A 14,068-nucleotide genomic window follows, 5' to 3' on the forward strand; every position below is an offset into this window, starting at 1 on the left:
AGCAAACAATGCCCTCTACAGTCTGAGTGCTGATTCATTCAGTTAATCAATAACACCTCTACAAACAAATGCTTGGTTCACAAAAACAAAAAGGGAAGCTTTCGCTTCCCTTTGGGTGTTTACCGTTAATTACTCAGAGTATGACTTAGAGTAACTGTCTCACTTGTGCTTATTTTTGCAGAAGAGAGATGTCAGCAATCTGTAGGAACAGGTTACGTAGGTTATTCAGTAGCGTTAGACGGTTCTTCTTAAGTGCTTCGTCATCAGCCATAACCATTACGTTATCGAAGAATGCATCAACAGGTTCACGTAGATCAGCAAGCTTGCTTAGGGCTTCTTGGTAGTTGCCTGTTGCGAATGCTGGTTCTAGTGCTTCTGTCATTACTTCAACGTTTTCAGCCAGTGCTTTCTCTGCGTCTTCTTGAAGAAGAGCAAGATCGATTTCAGCAGGTAGCTCGCCATCGAATTTAGCAAGGATGTTACCTACACGCTTGTTCGCTGCTGCTAGTGCTTCTGCTGCTTCCAGTTCACGGAAGTGAGAAACCGCTTTAACACGTTGGTCAAAGTCAGCTGGCTTAGTTGGACGACGTGCTAGTACCGCTTGGATGATATCAACACTGAAACCAGCATCTTGGTACCATGCGCGGAAACGACCTAGCATGAAGTCGATAACGTCAGCTTCTACATTGTCGTTGGTTAGCTTGTCGCCTAGTAGCTCTTTCGCTTTACCGATAAGGTCTGTTAGGTCTAGGTTGTAGCCGTTTTCAACGATGATACGTAGCACGCCGAGTGATGCACGACGTAGAGCAAATGGATCAGAACCTTTTGGTGCTTGGCCAATACCGAAGATACCTACGATAGTGTCTAGCTTGTCTGCCATTGATACCGCTGAAGAGATACCAGTGCTTGGTAGATCGTCACCCGCGAAACGAGGCATGTATTGCTCGTAAAGTGCCAGTGCAACTTGCTTATCTTCACCATCGTGAGTTGCGTAGTGCATGCCCATTACACCTTGAGTATCCGTAAATTCGAATACCATAGAGGTCATTAGGTCACACTTAGCCAGTAGGCCAGCACGCTTAGACTTTTCAACGTCAGCATCGATTTGCTCCGCGATGTAGCCAGCAAGTTCTGTGATGCGGTCTGTTTTGTCTTTGATCGTACCTAATTGCTTCTGGAAGATAGCTTGGTCTAGTTCAGCAAGACGGTCGATAAGCGGACGCTTACGGTCTGTGTTGAAGAAGAATTCAGCATCAGCAAGACGTGGGCGTACCACTTTCTCGTTACCTTCGATAACGTGGCGAGGCTCTTTAGACTCGATGTTCGATACGAAGATGAAGTTCGGTAGTAGTTTCTTGTTGTCATCGTAAACAGGGAAGTACTTTTGGTCACCTTTCATGGTGTAAACCAAAGCTTCAGAAGGGACTTTTAGGAACTCTTCTTCGAACTTCGCTGTCAGTACTACTGGCCATTCAACCAGAGACGTTACTTCTTCAACAAGGTCATCTTCTAGGTCAGCTGTACCGCCAACCGCAGCTGCCGCTTTTTGCGAATCAGCAAGGATGATCGCTTTACGCGCTTCGTAATCTGCCATTACTTTACCGCGCTCTTCTAGGATTGCAGGGTATTGGTCAGCAGAGTCGATTGTGAACTCTTGTTCGCCCATGAAACGGTGGCCACGGATAGTACGAGCAGATGCTACGCCTAGGATTTCGCCTTCAACAAGCTCATCACCTAGTAGTACTGTCAGTGTTTTCACTGGACGGATAAATTGAATGTCTGAGTTACCCCAGCGCATTGCTTTAGGAATTGGTAGGCCAGCCAGTGCTTTCGCAGCGATGTCGATCACCAATTCTTGAACTGGTTTGCCAGCTACTTCTTGTTTGAAAAGAAGCCACTCGCCTTTGTCTGTTTTCAGACGGTCAGCTTGTTCAACAGTAATACCGTTACCACGAGCCCAACCTTGTGCCGCTTTGGTCGCGTTGCCTTCAGCATCGAATGCCACAGAAACAGCAGGACCGCGTTTCTCAACCACTTTGTCTGCTTGGCCTTCAGCCAATGCAGTTACTTTAAGTGCTAGACGACGAGGTGCTGCGTACCACTTGATGCCTTCGTGAGAAAGTTCAGCCGTTTTAAGACCCGCTTCAAAGTTAGAAGCAAATGCTTCAGCTAGAGAACGAAGTGCTGTTGGTGGAAGCTCTTCCGTACCCAGTTCAATTAGAAAATTCTTCGCCATGATTATTTGTCCTTCTTACACATTGGGAAGCCAAGCGCTTCACGTGACGCGTAGTACGCCTCAGCAACTGATTTAGTCAGGTTGCGGATACGAAGGATGTAACGTTGACGCTCTGTTACAGAGATAGCTTTGCGCGCATCAAGGATGTTGAATGCGTGACCTGCTTTTAGAATGCGTTCGTAAGCTGGAAGCGGCAGCGGCTTCTCAAGCTCAAGTAGCTCTTTACACTCTTTCTCGCACTGGTCGAAGAAAGTGAATAGGAAATCTACGTCTGCGTGCTCGAAGTTGTACGTTGATTGCTCAACTTCGTTTTGGTGGAAGATGTCACCGTAAGTCACGTTAGAACCGTCTGGTGCAACGTTCCAAACTAGGTCGTAAACTGAATCTACTTCCTGGATGTACATTGCTAGACGCTCGATACCGTAAGTGATCTCGCCAGTTACTGGCTTACACTCAAGGCCGCCAACCTGTTGGAAGTAAGTAAACTGAGTTACTTCCATGCCATTTAGCCATACTTCCCAACCAAGGCCCCATGCGCCTAGTGTTGGGTTTTCCCAGTTATCTTCAACGAAGCGAATGTCGTGAACAAGTGGGTCAACACCAAGAACCTCTAGGGAGCCTAGGTACAACTCTTGGATATTGTCTGGCGATGGTTTTAGCGCTACTTGGAATTGGTAGTAGTGCTGCAGACGGTTAGGGTTTTCACCGTAACGGCCATCGGTCGGACGACGAGAAGGTTGAACGTAAGCTGTAGACATTGGCTCTGGGCCAAGTGCTCGTAGACATGTCATAGGATGAGAGGTGCCTGCACCTACTTCCATATCTAGAGGTTGAACAATGGTACAACCATTTTGAGCCCAGTAATCCTGCAGCGCGAGGATCATTCCCTGGAAGGTTTTGATATCGTATTTTTGCATAGTCAGGTTCGCGCGATTCTTTTAAATGAATGAGAAAAATAACCTCTGAGTATACCGAGATATTCGTAAAGCGAGTAGGGGTAATCTTGTTTAATTAGTGGTCTAAAATGTCGTTTAGTGGATTTTTTTGCCTTTAATGTTTGTTTTTCGGCACAAGTGGATATTTTGATAAGTTTGACACTTGTGTTTGAAAGCGTGGGTGATTAAAATCTCGCGGTCTTTGGGGAGTAGCTTACTTATTCATATCCTATTGAATGAGTTCGTTCGTCAACATAATTGATGCAAAATCATCATGGCGTTCGAGGCAACCACCACCTTGGTGGCGCTTAGCAAGACCTTAGACAAGCATCGTGAACCGGGATGGGGCGCGAGGTTTGTCTTTGGTTAAATATAATAATCTCCATCCCAAATGAGCATGTCGTGAGCGTTTTAGCAATTTCAATTACAACTGTCGCCTTAGCCGAGATCGGTGATAAGACCCAGTTGCTATCCCTTTTATTAGCCAGTCGATATCGAAAACCGATACCTATCATTGCGGCTATTTTCTTTGCCACCATTGCCAATCATGCCCTTGCTGCATGGCTCGGGGTTGTGGTCGCCGACTATCTTTCACCTGAAGTATTAAAGTGGGTGCTGGTGGTCAGTTTCATCGCTATGGCGGGCTGGATTCTGATTCCGGATAAGTTGGATGACGATGAGCAGATCTCGAATCGAGGCCCGTTTGTCGCCAGTTTCATCGCCTTCTTCATTGCTGAGATCGGTGATAAAACCCAAATTGCGACCTCTATTCTAGGGGCTCAATACTCTGATGCATTAACGTGGGTGATTCTGGGTACTACGATCGGTATGCTGCTGGCGAATGTGCCTGTGGTGATCATCGGTAAGCTCTCTGCGGATAAGATGCCTCTTGATCTGATTCGTAAGATCACAGCCTTGTTATTCGTGGGTTTAGCTATCGCTGCGGCTTTCTATTAACAGCTGGTATTGAGTCTTATTATACTCAATCAGTGGAGTAATGTGTTGTAGGTCATACTCTTACAGTATTGTGGGTTTATCGAGCGAATGGACATATAACTGTCATACTTGTCATGATATTTTAATCTTGTGAGTTAAGAACACGAGGGCATGATTATGTTGACGCGTTATATGGGTATTACTCCACAAAGCCAAAGTTATCTTTTTACCTTTGGTCTTGCACTTACACTATTAGGCATGGTGTTGACGGACATGTGGCTGCCAATGGTCGCGGGTGCCATCATCATGACTGCACTTGCGGTAGAGGCTTGGATTCGGGTCGCGCATATTATTCCGATGCGCAAAGATATCCGAGAAATTCAGCATCAGCTCGAGCATCTGCAAAACAAGTCTAGAAGCGAATAAACAAAAAGCCGCTCGTACTCTGAGTTCTGTTTAAGAACAGTAAGGTACGAGCGGCTTTTTTGATACTTGATAGTCGGTGGGGCGTTACGCCTCCAATCCCTTTCTGATCAAATACTGGTAAGGCAACGTTTCTGTTGCTTGGCCTACCAACTGGTGATCCATGAATCGACAAAAACTCGGAATATCTCGAGTTGTCGAAGGATCGTCAGCTTTTACCAGTAACACATCGCCATCCTGCATGTTTCTAATTGTCTTCCTGACCATCATTACTGGTTCCGGGCAACGCAGGCCTTCAGCTTCTAAAGTATGGGTTGCCAGTTCAGGTTTGAATGTCATGGTTTGTATCTCTATATCTATCTAACGAGTGAATAATACGTCTGCAGAAAAAATATGCAATAAGTGCTTGGCAAACCGAATCATTTCCTATAACTTAGTTAACAAGTTGATAACAACTTGAAACAAAGGCAACTAGCTAAGGAGTGGCGATGTTGACAGGATTAGATAGATTAACAATTTATTCGGTTCTCTGTTTTATTTCTTTTTGTGCGTTAGTACTACGCTCATCGACAGAGACCTCACTGATGCCTATTTTTGGCATAGTAGCAACGATTATTGGTATTTGGGTAGAGATGCGCCGTTGGCAAGGCATAGCCGAAGAGCAAGAGCACTAACCCGAATACAGCAAGCGAATTCCGATACGACAACATTCCGACACTATCCCCAAATTTTCTTGGGCTTCCCCGCGTAATTGCGGGATTTTTTTTATCTAAAGCATGCTATAAACAACTTAGTGACTAATGGCAATCGTATACAGCTAGGTAAGTGGCGTGGAATTAGAAGACATCTATCGTAGAGACCTTAATTTATTGGTCGCTTTAAAGGTATTGATTGAAGAGGGCAGCGTTAGCCAGGCTGCGCTTCGTCTTAACTTGAGCCAATCGGCAACCAGCCGTGTATTAGGGCGTTTAAGAGAATTACTAAACGATCCGTTGTTTACACGCCAAGGTCAGCACCTTATTCCTACCAAGAAAGCACTCGAGATCAGCCAGCGTATTGATCAGCCTTTGGAGTCTTTTCGCCAATTGTTGAGTCCTAGTGACTTTGACCCTTACTATTGCAGCGAACGTTTTCTGATCGCTACCACCGATTATGCGATGCAAACCATCTTGCCTTATGCGTTGCCTAAGATTTATGAACAAGCACCCAATATCTCTTTGGAGTTTGCTCCGTTGCAGCATGAGCATTTGTTTAAACAACTCAGCACCGAACGCGTTGATATGGCGATCTGTCGTCCGAGTGGCAGCATTGCACCACTTCATCAAGAAGTCTTGGGGCCAGTTGGTGTGTCGTGCCTGTTATCTAAAAACCACCCGTTGGCGGATCAACCTTTAAGCCTTGAAGACTATGTTTCACTCCCGCATGCGATGATTGCGATCAGTGATGGTGTTAAGGCTTTATTGGACAACGCGTTAGCCAATCAACAGCCTCGTAAAATGGTGTTGCGTGCTTATCATCTTGAAGCCGCATTGGCGATTGTCGATAGAATGCCATTAGTGATTACGGTTCCTGCTGATTTGGCGTACTTAGTTGCAGAGCGTTATGACTTGGTTGTTAAGCCATTACCATTTGAATTTATGCCGTTTGATTACTCATTGATCTGGCACTCGCGTTGCGATTCTTCTGCTTCACAACAGTGGTTAAGAAGAGTGGTAAAAGAAGAGTGTGGTGAGCTGATTCAAAAGCGGATTGCGGATGTAGGTTTGGGTTAACCGGGGCTGAGTCTGGGTCCACTGACCCGAATGACAAAAACGCAAAAGGGCTGATACAAATCAGCCCTCTGTTGTTTTGGGTTATCCAAGCCTAAAGCCGTTGCTTAAGGTTTGATAACTTTATGTTTGAGAATCTATAGTTTAATGACTACGCGACCAGTGATTTGACCGTTAGTGATGTCTTCTGCTGCTTGAATTGCACCGTCTAAAGACACTTCTTTAGTTGCTTGAGCGTAGAAAGATTCTGGTAGTAGCTCAGCCAGTTGTTCCCACGCTTTAATACGTTTTTCACGAGGGCACATTACAGAATCAACACCTTGTAGGCGAACGTTACGCAGAATGAATGGCATTACCGTAGTTGGTAAGTCAAAACCGCCTGCTAGGCCACACATTGCAACCGCACCGTTGTAATCAATTTGCGCCAATACTTTCGCGAGCACTTTGCTGCCTACCGTATCGATAGCGCCAGCCCACAGTTGTTTCTCTAGTGGCTTAGCTGGTTCTTCTAGTTCAGCACGCTCTACAATGCGTGTTGCGCCTAGTGATTTAAGTAGTTCACCGTTTACAGAAGCACGACCAGTCACTGCTGCCACTTTGTAGCCCAGTTGGTTTAGTAGAGTGATAGATACGCTACCTACGCCGCCACTTGCACCTGTTACTAGGATTTCACCGTCTTCTGGCTTGATGCCTGCATCTACGATAGCTTGCACACAAAGCATTGCTGTGAAGCCTGCTGTACCGATTGCCATTACCTTTTTAGCATCTAGACCAGCAGGCATTGGCACTAACCAATCACCGTTTAGGCTCGCTTTTTCAGCCATGCCGCCCCAGTGACCTTCACCAACACCCCAACCCGTTAGAACAACTTCGTCGCCTGCTTTGTAGCGTGGGTCATCAGATTGTGAAACCACACCTGAAAGGTCGATACCAGGAACCATAGGGAAGTTACGAATAATGCGCCCTTTGCCTGTAATCGCCAAACCATCTTTGTAGTTCAAAGAAGAGTAGCTAACATCAATCTTCACGTTACCTTCTGGTAATTGAGACTCTTCAATTTGAGAAACTGACGCGATAGTTTTTTTGTCTTCTTGGTTTAGTACAAGTGCTTTAAACATGATCTGCTCCGTGGAGGAATATTAGGAAACTGAAGTAACTTTAGTTGAATCATCCGAGAAAAAATAATGAAACATCAACATTGAATATATGCGTTTTGTGCATAGATGTCAGGGTTGGTTTTTCTTTCGTTGAGTTCGCTGAACGCAACCGATTCATTGTTGGATGCCAAGTAATAAAAAGTGCAGCTATATAAATATAGCTGCACAAAAGATTACCCTTCAAGTATTACAGTCAGTAAACGCTATGGGCGTTCAAATACCGTTGCAATACCTTGGCCTAAACCAATACACATAGTCGCCAAGCCGTATTTCACGTCTTGTGCTTCCATCAGGTTGATTAGCGTTGTCGAGATACGAGAACCAGAACAGCCTAGTGGGTGACCAAGAGCAATCGCACCGCCGTTAAGGTTTACTTTCTCGTCAACCACATCCAGTAGACCTAGGTCTTTCGCACATGGAAGAGATTGAGCAGCAAACGCTTCGTTTAACTCAATCACACCCATGTCTTCAATGGTTAGGCCTGCACGCTTAAGTGCTTTTTGGGTTGCTGGTACTGGGCCGTAACCCATGATTGAAGGATCGCAGCCAGCGATAGCCATAGACTTCACGCGAGCGCGAATCTTAAGGCCAAGTGCGTTAGCTTTCTCTTCGCTCATGATAAGCATTGCAGAAGCGCCATCAGACAGAGCTGATGAAGTACCTGCTGTTACCGTGCCGTTTGCTGGGTCAAACACCGGGCGAAGTTGAGATAAGCCTTCAACTGTTGTCTCTGGGCGAATGACTTCGTCGTAATCCAGAGTGAACAGAGAACCGTCTGCAGCGTGAGCTTCGGTTGGCAGGATTTCATTTTTGAAACGACCTTCAACTGTTGCTGCTTGAGCGCGAGCATGTGAGCGTGCTGCGAATGCATCTTGGTCTTCACGGCTAATACCGTGCATCTTACCTAGCATCTCAGCGGTTAGGCCCATCATGCCGGCCGCTTTTGCTACGTGTTTTGACATGCCAGGGTGAAAATCAACACCGTGGTTCATTGGTACGTGGCCCATGTGCTCCACACCACCAATCAGGCAGATTTCAGCATCACCAACCATGATAGAGCGGGTTGCATCATGCAGAGCTTGCATAGATGAGCCACATAAACGGTTGACCGTCACCGCACCAATCTCAATCGGTAGACCAGCAAGCAAGGCAGCGTTACGTGCAACGTTGAAGCCTTGCTCTAGCGTTTGTTGTACACAGCCCCAGTAAATATCTTCAATTTCGACAGGGTTTACTTCTGGGTTGCGCTCTAAAATGCCTTTCATCAAATGTGCAGACAGATCTTCAGCACGAGTGTGACGGAAAGCTCCACCTTTGGAACGTCCCATTGGGGTACGAAGGCAATCAACAACAACTACATTTTTCATTTTGCTATTCCTTTTCCAAATGTGGGTTACAGAGAACTGGCTTGTTGGCTGTCGTAAAAGCTTTCGCCCTTCGCTGCCATATCAAGCAATAGTTGAGGAACTTGGTACATTGCACCTAAGTCTTGGTAGCCTTTCGCCATTTCAACGAAGTTACCAATACCCACACTGTCTAAGTAGCGGAATACGCCGCCTCGGAATGGAGGAAAGCCTAAACCGTAAACCAGTGCCATATCCGCTTCTTGCGGTGTCGCGATAATGCCTTCTTCTAGACAAAGTACTACTTCGTTGATCATTGGAATCATCACACGTTGGATAATTGTCTGGTCATCAAAGTCTTGTGGCTGTTGGCATACGTCAGCCAAGATAGGAAGAATGTCTTCAGAGAAGGCTTTCTTAGGACGACCACGTTTGTCTACGCTGTATGTGTAGAAACCGCTGCCGTTCTTCTGGCCGTATTTTTCAGCGACATAAAGCGCGTCAATCGCATCACGACCTTCTTTACCCATACGCTCTGGGAAACCTTGCGCCATTACTGCTTGTGCGTGGTGCGCTGTATCTAGGCCCACAACGTCTAGCAAGTATGCTGGGCCCATTGGCCAGCCGAACTTACGTTCCATCACTTTATCGATCTTGGTGAAGTCAGCGCCGTCACGTAGCAACATGCTGAAACCGCCAAAGTAAGGGAACAGTACACGGTTAACGAAGAAGCCTGGGCAGTCGTTAACAACGATAGGGGATTTGCCCATCTTCGCTGCGTAAGCGACTACGCGATTAATTGTTTCTTCTGAAGTATGCTCGCCACGGATGATCTCAACCAAAGGCATGCGGTGTACTGGGTTAAAGAAGTGCATGCCACAGAAGTTTTCTGGGCGTTTTAGAGATTTTGCTAGCAGGTTGATCGGAATCGTTGAGGTGTTTGATGTAAGAACTGTGTCTTCACCCACGAGACCTTCCACTTCACTCAGTACTGCTGCTTTTACTTTAGGATTTTCTACAACCGCTTCCACAATCACATCTGATTGCTCAACACCTGCATAATGTAGACTTGGAGTAATAGAAGACAGAATACCTGCCATCTTGAATCCATCTAGGCGACCGCGTGATAAGCGTTTATTCAACAACTTAGAAGCTTCGTTCATACCAAGATCAAGAGACGCCTGTGCGATGTCTTTCATCATCACTGGCACGCCCTTCAATGCTGACTGGTAAGCAATACCGCCGCCCATGATGCCAGCACCAAGTACCGCAGCTCGTTCAGTCGCTTTGTTGGCAGATTTACCAGCCTGTTTTGCTAAGCCTTTAATGTATTGGTCATTTAAGAACAGGCCAACCAGTGCTTTCGCTTCTTCAGATTTTGCTAGCTTAACGAAGTGTTTACGTTCGATGTCTAGTGCTGCATCGCGATCGCTACGTGCTGCTTCTTCAATCGCAATCACAGAAGTAATCGGAGCAGGGTAGTGAGGCCCTGCTTTTTGAGCCACTAAGCCTTTAGCCATAGTAAAGCTCATCATCGCTTCGAGTTTGCTTAGTGAAAGCGCTGATGTTTTTTGTTTACGGCGTAATTGCCAGTCTAATTTTTCATTAGCAGCCAGAGAAACGGTGTTGATTGCCGATTCTAGTAACTGGTCTGTTTCAACAATCGCATCTAACAAGCCAACTTTAAGCGCTTCATCTGCACGGCATGCTTTGCCTTGCGTGATAATTTCCATTGCGCTGTCAGCACCGATAACACGAGGTAGGCGCACACAACCACCAAAACCAGGCATGATGCCAAGTTTGGTTTCAGGTAGGCCAATGCTGGTGGTCTTGTCACCGATACGGAAATCAGTAGCGAGTACACATTCACAGCCGCCGCCAAGGGCATGGCCACGCATCATTGAAAGAGTTGGGACAGGAAGGTCTTCGAGCTTGCTGAAGATTGAATTAGCGAATCTTAACCATTCATCAAGTTCTGCTTCTGGCTTAGCAAATAGGCCAAGAAATTCAGTGATGTCTGCGCCTACAATGAACGCGTCTTTGTTTGAAGTTAAGATTAAACCACGTAATCCTGCGTGAGCATTAAGAGCATCTAACGCTTTGTCTAGTGATTCTAAAGTAGCAAGGTCGAGTTTGTTTACAGAGGCTGGTGCACAGAAGCTTAATTCCGCAATACCATCTTGTAATTCCTTTACCTGTAGGGTGTTAGCTTGGTAAATCATTGTCTATCTCCATGACATACAATCCACGATTGTTTGAGAGAATCTTGTTATCTTTCTATTATTGTAGAATACCTGGTAAGACCAGTTATCTTAGTCTGTACCTCTGCTTGATTAATTTCAATACATTTTTTAAACAATTGTTTAACATTGTGCGATGGCACAGATCCTCTAACCCTTATTATTCACGCGTGATACACTTCGTCGCTCTTATTAACTAAGTTAACGATATGAATGAACAGCCCTATTTAATACCGTCTGCGTCGGCTCTGTTTGAAGAAGAGATAAAAAAGAGCGTCTTTATTACGCATCTTGCTCATACTCCAAGTGTAGAAGCTGCAAAACAGTTCGTAGAACAGGTGAAAAAAGAGCATTCTTCAGCACGACATAACTGTTGGGGTTTTGTTGCTGGTCGACCTGAAGACTCAATGCTTTGGGGGTTCAGTGATGATGGTGAACCTTCAGGTACAGCGGGTAAGCCGATTTTGGCGCAACTGTCTGGTTCTAGCGTCGGTGAATTAACGGCAGTGGTCACTCGTTATTCTGGCGGAATCAAGCTTGGTACCGGTGGTTTGGTTAAGGCTTATGGCGGTGGCGTACAACAAGCTCTCAAGCTGCTTCAAACTATCGAGAAAAAAATAACCACAAAATTACGGCTAGAGTTAGACTATGGCTTTGTGCCGATCGCACAATCCATCATGGCTCAGCATCAGGCTGTTGAGGTCCAAGCGGATTATGGTGTTCAAGTTGAGCTTATTATTGAAATAGAGCTCCTTCAGGTAGATTCGTTTACCCAAACCATGATCAATAAAAGCGGTGCTAAGGCACTGGTAACGAAAGTCAAAGACAACTAGGAAGTGTGAAGCATTTCGCTTCGTTCAATAGCTCATGCAATTTCGCTCAATTATTCGAATCGTCGGATTATTATTAGCACTTTTTAGTGTATCAATGCTTGCTCCTGCGCTCGTCGCACTGATCTATCGAGATGGTGCGGGTGTGCCATTTGTGACGACCTTCTTCGTTCTCTTATTCTGTGGAGCAACTTGCTGGTTTCCAAACCGACGCTATAAGCATGAATTGAAAGCGCGTGATGGCTTTTTGATTGTAGTTCTGTTTTGGACGGTAATCGGTAGTGCGGGTGCGCTGCCGTTTTTGATCGCCGATAACCCCAATGTGTCGGTAACCGATGCTTTCTTCGAATCCTTCTCTGCATTAACTACGACAGGTGCGACCGTAATTGTCGGCCTCGATGATCTGCCTAAGGCGATTCTTTTTTATCGTCAGTTCCTACAATGGTTTGGTGGTATGGGTATCATCGTATTGGCGGTAGCCATCCTCCCTGTTCTGGGTATCGGTGGTATGCAGCTATATCGTGCTGAAATCCCGGGTCCAGTAAAAGATAGCAAGATGACTCCGCGTATTGCTGAAACGGCAAAAGCGCTTTGGTACATCTACCTGAGCTTAACCATTGCTTGTGCAGTAGCTTTTTGGCTTGCTGGGATGAGCTTCTTTGATGCCATCAGTCATAGCTTCTCTACTATTGCGATTGGTGGCTTCTCGACTCACGATGCGAGCATGGGGTATTTCAATAGCCCTGCGATCAACATGATTACAGTCGTGTTCCTTCTTATATCCGCATGTAACTATTCGCTTCACTTTGCTGCGTTTGCTTCTGGTGGTGTGCATCCTAAGTATTACTGGAAAGATCCTGAATTCCGCGCCTTTATCTTTATTCAGGCGGTCTTGTTCTTGGTTTGTTTCTTATTACTGCTTAATCACCACTCTTATGACTCGTATTACGATGCCTTTGATCAAGCCTTGTTCCAAACAGTATCTATATCTACGACAGCAGGCTTTACCACCACCGGTTTCTCCGAGTGGCCATTGTTCTTACCTGTCCTGCTCCTGTTCTCTTCTTTTATAGGGGGCTGTGCAGGTTCAACGGGCGGTGGTATGAAAGTCATTCGAATCTTACTGCTTACTCTGCAAGGTGCTCGTGAAATGAAGCGTCTTGTTCACCCGCGTGCTGTCTATACCATCAAGGTTGGTGGTTCTGCGTTACCACAACGTGTCGTGGATGCGGTTTGGGGCTTCTTCTCTGCATATGCCTTGGTTTTTGTGGTTTGTATGTTGGCTCTTATTGCAACCGGTATGGATGAGCTGAGTGCTTTCTCTGCCGTAGCGGCAACATTGAATAACCTTGGCCCGGGCTTAGGTGAAGTGGCAATGCACTTCGGCGATGTGAATGACAAGGCTAAGTGGGTGTTGATCGTATCTATGCTGTTTGGTCGTTTAGAGATATTCACCTTATTAATTTTATTGACCCCTACGTTTTGGCGTAGCTAAGGACAACATTGTGGCAAAAGCTCTATTTTTGTATTCAAGCCGTGAAGGGCAAACCAAGAAGATCTTGAACTATATAAAAGAAGAAATGAATGAGTTCGAATGTGAGCTTCAAGATCTGCACACTATTAGTAATGTCGACTTTGCTCAATACGACAGAGTGTTGATTGGTGCATCTATTCGTTACGGCCACCTTAATAAGAAGCTATATAAGTTCATTGATGCCAACCTTGCTCAGTTGCAATCCAATAAGGTTGCCTTCTTCTGCGTTAACTTAACGGCTCGTAAAGAAGACCAAGGTAAAGACACCCCTGAAGGTAGTGCCTATATTAAGAAGTTTCTTCTTAAGTCACCATGGCAGCCGACTCTAATCGGTGTATTCGCGGGTGCTCTCTATTACCCTCGTTATAACTGGTTCGATAAAACCATGATTCGCTTCATTATGAATATGACAGGCGGAGAAACGGACACAACCAAGGAAGTTGAGTATACGAACTGGGAAAAAGTCTCTTTATTCTCTAAGAAATTACAAGAGATGTAAGAGAAAAGCCTACTTTTGAGGCGTTTTGAGTTCTTTTTAATCGAACGAATAAAAAAAACGAGAAAAACTTCAAAAAGGGCTTGCCAGTGTGATCGAAATCTCTATAATGCCACCTCGCTGACACGGGATGGCTTCGTAAGAAACCAAAACGAATCAGCAGGTCAAC

General features: G+C 45.6%; 13 protein-coding genes and 1 riboswitch. Of the genes, 7 read left to right on the forward strand and 6 right to left on the reverse strand.

Features of this window, described 5'->3' with window-relative positions:
- Positions 1-169 precede the first annotated feature (169 nt).
- Positions 170-2,236: a glycine--tRNA ligase subunit beta gene (gene glyS / locus MSG34_RS22725; protein ID WP_248339483.1), complete on the reverse strand. Its 2,067-nt coding sequence runs from the start codon at positions 2,234-2,236 to the stop codon at positions 170-172.
- Between the two features lie 2 nt (positions 2,237-2,238).
- The gene (glyQ, locus tag MSG34_RS22730; protein ID WP_017632669.1) at positions 2,239-3,153 is read right to left on the reverse strand and encodes a glycine--tRNA ligase subunit alpha; all 915 of its coding nucleotides are present in this window, start codon (positions 3,151-3,153) and stop codon (positions 2,239-2,241) included.
- Between the two features lie 210 nt (positions 3,154-3,363).
- Positions 3,364-3,539: riboswitch (yybP-ykoY riboswitch) on the forward strand.
- Between the two features lie 34 nt (positions 3,540-3,573).
- On the opposite strand from glyQ, the gene MSG34_RS22735 reads away from it, so the two are divergent.
- Positions 3,574-4,128 (forward strand): TMEM165/GDT1 family protein, encoded by a 555-nt coding sequence (locus MSG34_RS22735; RefSeq protein WP_017055491.1) that lies wholly within the window; start codon positions 3,574-3,576, stop codon positions 4,126-4,128.
- Positions 4,129-4,278: 150 nt separating this feature from the next.
- Positions 4,279-4,533, forward strand: coding sequence for a hypothetical protein (locus tag MSG34_RS22740; RefSeq protein WP_017058818.1), 255 nt, complete (start codon positions 4,279-4,281; stop codon positions 4,531-4,533).
- A gap of 84 nt (positions 4,534-4,617) precedes the next feature.
- Here MSG34_RS22740 and tusA read toward each other — a convergent pair whose 3' ends face one another.
- Positions 4,618-4,869 carry a sulfurtransferase TusA gene (tusA, locus tag MSG34_RS22745; protein ID WP_004736675.1) on the reverse strand — a complete coding sequence of 84 codons (252 nt, stop codon included), beginning with the start codon at positions 4,867-4,869 and terminating at the stop codon, positions 4,618-4,620.
- Between the two features lie 149 nt (positions 4,870-5,018).
- On the opposite strand from tusA, the gene MSG34_RS22750 reads away from it, so the two are divergent.
- Both MSG34_RS22750 and MSG34_RS22755 read left to right on the forward strand, forming a co-directional pair.
- Positions 5,019-5,204, forward strand: coding sequence for a hypothetical protein (locus MSG34_RS22750; protein WP_004736674.1), 186 nt, complete (start codon positions 5,019-5,021; stop codon positions 5,202-5,204).
- A 156-nt stretch (positions 5,205-5,360) separates the two neighbouring features.
- Positions 5,361-6,302, forward strand: coding sequence for a LysR family transcriptional regulator (locus tag MSG34_RS22755; protein WP_004736673.1), 942 nt, complete (start codon positions 5,361-5,363; stop codon positions 6,300-6,302).
- 134 nt (positions 6,303-6,436) lie between these two features.
- Here MSG34_RS22755 and MSG34_RS22760 read toward each other — a convergent pair whose 3' ends face one another.
- The 3 genes from MSG34_RS22760 to fadB form a co-directional block, all read right to left on the reverse strand.
- Positions 6,437-7,417 carry an MDR family oxidoreductase gene (locus MSG34_RS22760; protein ID WP_248339485.1) on the reverse strand — a complete coding sequence of 327 codons (981 nt, stop codon included), beginning with the start codon at positions 7,415-7,417 and terminating at the stop codon, positions 6,437-6,439.
- A gap of 242 nt (positions 7,418-7,659) precedes the next feature.
- Entirely contained in the window at positions 7,660-8,823 is a 1,164-nt protein-coding gene (fadA, locus tag MSG34_RS22765; RefSeq protein WP_017058821.1) for an acetyl-CoA C-acyltransferase FadA, read from the reverse strand.
- Between the two features lie 26 nt (positions 8,824-8,849).
- Positions 8,850-11,021, reverse strand: coding sequence for a fatty acid oxidation complex subunit alpha FadB (gene fadB / locus MSG34_RS22770; protein WP_248339486.1), 2,172 nt, complete (start codon positions 11,019-11,021; stop codon positions 8,850-8,852).
- A 227-nt stretch (positions 11,022-11,248) separates the two neighbouring features.
- Between fadB and MSG34_RS22775 the strand changes: the two genes are divergently transcribed.
- The 3 genes from MSG34_RS22775 to hemG are packed head-to-tail and all read left to right on the forward strand — an operon-like array spanning position 11,249 to position 13,902.
- Positions 11,249-11,872: a YigZ family protein gene (locus tag MSG34_RS22775; protein ID WP_248339487.1), complete on the forward strand. Its 624-nt coding sequence runs from the start codon at positions 11,249-11,251 to the stop codon at positions 11,870-11,872.
- A gap of 34 nt (positions 11,873-11,906) precedes the next feature.
- A complete protein-coding gene (locus tag MSG34_RS22780; RefSeq protein WP_017077285.1) occupies positions 11,907-13,364 on the forward strand; it encodes a TrkH family potassium uptake protein in 1,458 nt (485 codons plus the stop codon).
- 10 nt (positions 13,365-13,374) lie between these two features.
- On the forward strand, positions 13,375-13,902 hold the full coding sequence (gene hemG / locus MSG34_RS22785) for a menaquinone-dependent protoporphyrinogen IX dehydrogenase (RefSeq protein WP_004736667.1): 528 nt from the start codon (positions 13,375-13,377) through the stop codon (positions 13,900-13,902).
- The last annotated feature ends 166 nt before the right edge of the window (positions 13,903-14,068 follow it).

It is taken from the genome of Vibrio sp. 1CM2L (genome assembly GCF_023161695.1).
Taxonomy (GTDB): Bacteria; Pseudomonadota; Gammaproteobacteria; order Enterobacterales; family Vibrionaceae; genus Vibrio; species Vibrio coralliirubri.

What these genes read in the sequence shown, in the direction of transcription:
- glyS (WP_248339483.1), bottom strand. Translation starts at nt 2,236, where the DNA reads ATGGCGAAGAATTTTCTAATTGAACTGGGTACGGAAGAGCTTCCACCA.
- MSG34_RS22775 (WP_248339487.1), top strand. Translation starts at nt 11,249, where the DNA reads ATGAATGAACAGCCCTATTTAATACCGTCTGCGTCGGCTCTGTTTGAA.
- fadB (WP_248339486.1), bottom strand. Translation starts at nt 11,021, where the DNA reads ATGATTTACCAAGCTAACACCCTACAGGTAAAGGAATTACAAGATGGT.
- tusA (WP_004736675.1), bottom strand. Translation starts at nt 4,869, where the DNA reads ATGACATTCAAACCTGAACTGGCAACCCATACTTTAGAAGCTGAAGGC.
- MSG34_RS22760 (WP_248339485.1), bottom strand. Translation starts at nt 7,417, where the DNA reads ATGTTTAAAGCACTTGTACTAAACCAAGAAGACAAAAAAACTATCGCG.
- MSG34_RS22780 (WP_017077285.1), top strand. Translation starts at nt 11,907, where the DNA reads ATGCAATTTCGCTCAATTATTCGAATCGTCGGATTATTATTAGCACTT.
- glyQ (WP_017632669.1), bottom strand. Translation starts at nt 3,153, where the DNA reads ATGCAAAAATACGATATCAAAACCTTCCAGGGAATGATCCTCGCGCTG.
- MSG34_RS22740 (WP_017058818.1), top strand. Translation starts at nt 4,279, where the DNA reads ATGATTATGTTGACGCGTTATATGGGTATTACTCCACAAAGCCAAAGT.
- fadA (WP_017058821.1), bottom strand. Translation starts at nt 8,823, where the DNA reads ATGAAAAATGTAGTTGTTGTTGATTGCCTTCGTACCCCAATGGGACGT.
- MSG34_RS22750 (WP_004736674.1), top strand. Translation starts at nt 5,019, where the DNA reads ATGTTGACAGGATTAGATAGATTAACAATTTATTCGGTTCTCTGTTTT.